The organism is Pseudoalteromonas sp. 3D05 (assembly GCF_002723455.1).
Taxonomy (GTDB): domain Bacteria; phylum Pseudomonadota; class Gammaproteobacteria; order Enterobacterales; family Alteromonadaceae; genus Pseudoalteromonas.
The window spans coordinates 27,539-33,017 of sequence record NZ_PDUS01000019.1; the positions used below are offsets into that span (position 1 = coordinate 27,539).

Genomic DNA, 5,479 nt, shown 5'->3' on the forward strand with positions numbered 1-5,479 from the left:
TGACGGCTGACGGCTGACGGCTCAAAGCTTACTGCTTTAAATCAATGCTCTTCATTAACGATATTGAGATTGTATTTTGGTATTTCAACCACAAGGTCTTCATCTTTAATGATTGCTTGGCAACCAAGACGTGACTCGGGCTCTAAACCCCACGCTTTATCTAGCATGTCGTCTTCTAAGTCATCGCTTTCATCTAGCGAGTCAAAGCCTTCGCGAATAACTAAGTGGCACGTTGTACACGCACATGATTTTTCACAGGCGTGTGGAATACTGATACCGTTTTTTAAAGCAACGTTAAGTACCGTTTCACCTGTTGGCCCTTCGATTGCTGCGCCGTCAGGACATAATTCCGGATGGGGAAGAAAAATAATTTGTGGCATTCTAACCTCTTTAAACGTTGTCTACTGACTGCCCTTGCAGTGCTTTTTTAATCGATGCATCCATTCTTCTTTCAGCGAACACGCTACTGGCGTTATCCACTTTTTCAATGGCTGCTTTAATATCACTTGGCTCAACGGCTGACTCACGAATAGCAGCGAGCGCAGCTATTTCAGTTTTTAACATACTAAGCTCTGCTTCATCAAGCAATTGGCTATCTGTAGCTAGTGACGCTTCAAGTGCTTCAATAACACGCAGCGCTTCTACTTGCTGCTCTTTGAGCATGCGTGCTTGCATATCATCTTTGGCGTTTGTCATTGACTCTTTAAGCATATTTGCTACTTGGTCATCTGATAAACCAAATGACGGTTTTACTTGAATGTCAGCTTGTACACCAGTCGACTTTTCCATGGCTGACACACTCAGTAAACCATCGGCATCCACTTTAAAGGTGACCCGAATATGCGCTGCACCAGCAGCCATTGCTGGTATGCCTTTTAAGCTAAATTTAGCTAATGAGCGACAATCATCAACCAGTTCACGCTCGCCTTGTAGCACATGCAATGACATGGCTGTTTGGCCATCTTTGAATGTGGTGAATTCTTGTGCACGTGCAACAGGGATCGTGGTGTTGCGTGGAATGATTTTCTCAACCAAGCCACCCATGGTCTCAAGACCAAGTGACAAAGGGAGTACGTCAAGCAGTAGCATATCTGAATCTGGTTTATTACCTACCAATACGTCAGCCTGCAATGCTGCACCTAAGGCAACAACGCGATCTGGGTCAATCGAAGTTAGTGGCTCTTTGTTAAAAAACTCAGCGACTTGGCTGCGTACAATCGGCATACGAGTCGAACCGCCGACCATAACTACTTGCAACACTTCATCATTAACAATGCCTGCATCTTTAACTGCACGTCGGCACGAACGCAGTGTTTTTTTAACTAACGACATTGCCAGTTCTTCAAACTTTTCGCGGGTGACTTCGACCATGTGTTTTTCGTCGTCAAATTCAAGGCCAACATTCACTTTTGCGTATTGGCTTAATGCTTCTTTACACGCCTTGGCTTTATTGATGAATAAACGAAGTACTGAGGGCGATAAATTCATTACGCCAGTTTCACGTTTAAAGTGATCCACTAATAATGAATCAAAATCATCACCACCTAGGCTTGAATCACCACCAGTAGCCAACACCTCAAATACACCTTGGTTCAAACGCAGGATAGAAATATCGAACGTGCCGCCACCTAAGTCATAAACAGCAATAATGCCTTCTTGACCCGAATCTAAACCGTAGGCCACAGCTGCTGCTGTTGGTTCGTTTAATAAGCGCAGTACATTGATACCAGCAAGCTCTGCCGCATCTTTTGTGCTTTGGCGCTGTGCGTCATCAAAATAGGCAGGCACGGTGATCACGGCACCTAAAATATCTTGCCCTGCAAAGCTTTCTTCTGCACGTTGTTTAAGTGCTTTTAAAATATCACTAGAAGCAGTGATTGGACTGATATTACCTGCTGAAGTAGTGATTGTTAACGCGCCATCATGCTCGCAAAAATCATAAGGTAATTGGCCGTAGCTTTGTTGTATTTCTGTTTGAGTTTTGCCTAAAAAGCGTTTCACAGAGATAAGCGTATTTGCTGGGTCTTGCGTAGCGGCTTGCGCTGCGTGCTCACCGACTGTAACACTATCAGCTTGATAACGTACTACTGAAGGCAACATAGCAGCCCCAGCCACATCGGTTAATGTGCGTGCTTCACCGCTTTGTACCGTCGCGACTAATGAGTTGGTTGTACCAAGGTCGATACCTATGGCTAACTTATGTTCATGTGGTGCCGCGCTCTGCCCCGGCTCAGCAATTTGCAATAATGCCATAATGCTCTTTTAACTCGCTTTTACTTACTTTAATGAGTAAGTTAAAAAATTAATCGTCGAATAAACTATCTTCAATACGTTCTAGTTCATCACGTAATTTATAAACAAACTTAAGCTTACGAATGTTATCTGCCGCTAGCTGCCATTGCTGTTCATCATCACTTGCCAGCTGTGCTGCAAGTTGTGCACTGTATTGACTATCGAGTTGTTTTATTTGCTGCTCAAACTGGTTAATGGCTGCATCTGGATCACTACTTGAGCTTAACTCTTCAAGCTCTTCACGTAGTTCCATTTGTTGCATTAAGAATAGCGGGTCTTGCAGGGTTTGTTGTTCAGCACGAATATCAACACCGAGCTCACTTAGCATGTATTCGGCACGTTTTACCGGGTGCTTAAGTGTTTGTAGTGCATCATTAATTTCAGCAGCATTTTGCACTGCTAATAATTTGTCGCGGCTGCTGCTATTTGCGTGTCGGTCTGGATGAACGGCACGCTGTAGCTCTAGGTAGTTTTTATTGACTGTTGCCAAATCAATTTGGTAATCAACAGGTATTGCAAACAACTCAAAATAGCGCATTATCAAACCATATAAATTTCAGATAGAACAAAGCCCTACAGGTGCAGGGCTTAAGAATACAATTGCAATGAGCGATTAAACTGTAAAGCTTTCGCCACAACCACACTCGTCAGCTTGATTCGGGTTAATAAACTTAAACCCTTCATTCAAACCTTCTTTCGTGTAATCAAGCTCTGTACCATCAATGTATACTAAGCTTTTAGCATCAACGATTACTTTTACCCCTTGGGATTCAAATACTTCGTCGCCTTCAGATAAATCGTCTACAAACTCAAGAACATAAGCAAGACCTGAACAGCCCGTCGTTTTAATGCCAACGCGCAGGCCTAGGCCTTTACCGCGATTTGCTAAAAATGATTCTACGCGGTTTGCTGCCGCATCTGTCAATGTCACTGCCATGGTTATCTCTTACTTCGCTTGTTTACTTTTGTAATCTGCAATTGCTGCTTGGATAGCGTCTTCGGCTAAAATCGAACAGTGAATTTTCACTGGCGGTAACTCAAGCTCAGCACTGATATCAGTGTTTTTAATCGTTGCAGCTTCGTCTAGTGTTTTGCCTTTCACCCACTCTGTTACAAGTGATGAAGAGGCAATTGCACTACCACAACCATATGTTTTGAATTTAGCATCTTCGATAACACCGGTATCAGATACCTTAATTTGCAGCTTCATTACGTCACCACATGCTGGTGCGCCAACCATACCAGTTGCAACTGATGGATCGTTTTTGTCTAAAACACCTACGTTACGTGGGTTTTCAACATGATCAATTACTTTATCACTATACGCCATAATACTATCCTCACTACCTGCTAGTGGGTGTGCCCATCAATTAATGATGTGCCCACTCAACTGAATCTAAATCAACACCTTCTTGATGCATTTCCCATAAAGGAGACATCTCACGTAAGCGACCGATAGAGTTTTTCATTAAATTGACGGTATAATCAATCTCTTCTTCGGTGGTAAAACGGCCGATGCTGAAACGAATTGAGCTATGTGCTAATTCGTCATTGCGGCCAAGCGCACGCAATACATAAGAAGGCTCTAAGCTTGCTGATGTACAGGCAGAGCCTGATGATACAGCAATATCTTTAACAGCCATTAATAACGATTCACCTTCAACAAAATTAAAGCTGATGTTAACAATTCCTGGTACTGATTGGTCTTGCGCACCATTGAAATACACTTCGTCCATATCAGCCATAATGCCATCAATTAAACGCTTACGTAGCGCACTGATGTGAGCATGATCTTTTTCAAAATCTTGTTTTGCAATTCTAAATGCAGCACCCATACCAACAAGTTGGTGAGTTGCAAGAGTACCAGAACGCATACCACGCTCATGGCCGCCACCGTGCATTTGCGCTTCAAGGCGAGCACGAGGTTTACGACGAACGTACAACGCGCCAATCCCTTTAGGGCCATATGCTTTGTGCGCTGAGAACGACATAAAATCAACTTTAAGCTGTTGAATATCGATTAACACTTTACCCGCACTTTGCGCAGCATCGACATGGAACATGATTTTGCGTTCACGACACATTTCGCCAATTGTCGCGATGTCTTGAATCACACCTAGCTCGTTATTCACGTGCATGATGCTAACTAATACGGTGTCTTCACGCATTGTTTGCTCAAGCTTTTTAAGGTCAAGTAGGCCGTTTTCTTCAACGTCCATATAAGTTACTTCAAAACCTTGACGCTCAAGTTCACGACACGTATCGATAACAGCTTTGTGCTCAGTTTTAGCGGTAATTACATGCTTACCTTTCTTTTTGTAAAACTGTGCAGCCCCTTTAATTGCAAGGTTGTTTGACTCTGTCGCGCCCGACGTGAAAACGATTTCACGTGGATCTGCATTAATGAGATCAGCAATATCAGTACGCGCCTGATCGATTGCTTCTTCAGCTTGCCAACCAAAACGGTGTGAACGTGATGCAGGGTTACCAAAATTGCCATCCATTGTTAGGCATTGCATCATTTCTTTTGCAACACGCTCGTCAACTGGCGTGGTTGCTGCGTAATCTAAATAAATCGGTAACTTCATTTCTATCTCCGCTGGCGCCAACTTATAGTTGACAGCTTACTTGAATATTTTCCAATTGCTTAATTGCATTATTAACGCTGTTATCTTGGCGAGATGCGACTTCTTTAACGTCAGATTTCTCAACCAATTCAGCAAGGGTAATACCATTTAAAAAGTCTTCAATCCGCGTGCTTAAGTCTGACCATAATGTGTGGGTCAAACAACGCATGCCACTTTGACATCCGCCTGTTGCGCCGTGACAGCGCGTTGCATCGACTGATTCATCAACGGCGCTTATCACATCGCCGACTGAAATTGTGCTTGAGTCGCGACCAAGTAAATAACCCCCACCTGGACCACGCACTGAACTTACTAAACCATTTTTACGTAAACGGGCAAATAATTGTTCAAGGTATGACAAAGAAATCTCTTGTCGTTCTGAAATATCGGCAAGGGGTACGGCACCTACATTTGCATGTAGTGCAACATCGAGCATAGCTGTAACGGCATATCTGCCTTTTGATGTTAACTTCATAGAGCCCCCGCACAAAAGAGTGCAAATTTTAATTACCAGAGTAAAATAGTCAAGTATTATCTTAGAAGCTATCAGCTATCAGCTA

Annotated in this window: 7 protein-coding genes; all 7 read right to left on the bottom strand. The window is 43.2% G+C overall.

Annotation, left to right across the window (positions count from 1 at the left end; translation table 11 throughout):
- Positions 1-41 precede the first annotated feature (41 nt).
- Entirely contained in the window at positions 42-380 is a 339-nt protein-coding gene (gene fdx / locus CSC79_RS16380; protein ID WP_099296824.1) for an ISC system 2Fe-2S type ferredoxin, read from the bottom strand.
- Between the two features lie 10 nt (positions 381-390).
- Complete coding sequence (gene hscA / locus CSC79_RS16385) at positions 391-2,253, bottom strand: Fe-S protein assembly chaperone HscA (RefSeq protein WP_099296825.1); 1,863 nt, start codon at positions 2,251-2,253, stop codon at positions 391-393.
- A gap of 49 nt (positions 2,254-2,302) precedes the next feature.
- A complete protein-coding gene (gene hscB, locus CSC79_RS16390) occupies positions 2,303-2,830 on the bottom strand; it encodes a co-chaperone HscB (RefSeq protein WP_099296826.1) in 528 nt (175 codons plus the stop codon).
- Between the two features lie 75 nt (positions 2,831-2,905).
- Positions 2,906-3,229, bottom strand: a complete 324-nt coding sequence (gene iscA, locus CSC79_RS16395; RefSeq protein ID WP_058560437.1) for an iron-sulfur cluster assembly protein IscA — start codon at positions 3,227-3,229, stop codon at positions 2,906-2,908.
- Positions 3,230-3,238: 9 nt separating this feature from the next.
- Positions 3,239-3,622, bottom strand: a complete 384-nt coding sequence (gene iscU / locus CSC79_RS16400) for a Fe-S cluster assembly scaffold IscU (RefSeq protein WP_087533305.1) — start codon at positions 3,620-3,622, stop codon at positions 3,239-3,241.
- Between the two features lie 40 nt (positions 3,623-3,662).
- On the bottom strand, positions 3,663-4,880 hold the full coding sequence (locus CSC79_RS16405; RefSeq protein ID WP_099296827.1) for an IscS subfamily cysteine desulfurase: 1,218 nt from the start codon (positions 4,878-4,880) through the stop codon (positions 3,663-3,665).
- A 22-nt stretch (positions 4,881-4,902) separates the two neighbouring features.
- Positions 4,903-5,394 carry a Fe-S cluster assembly transcriptional regulator IscR gene (gene iscR, locus CSC79_RS16410; RefSeq protein WP_099296828.1) on the bottom strand — a complete coding sequence of 164 codons (492 nt, stop codon included), beginning with the start codon at positions 5,392-5,394 and terminating at the stop codon, positions 4,903-4,905.
- Positions 5,395-5,479 lie beyond the last annotated feature (85 nt).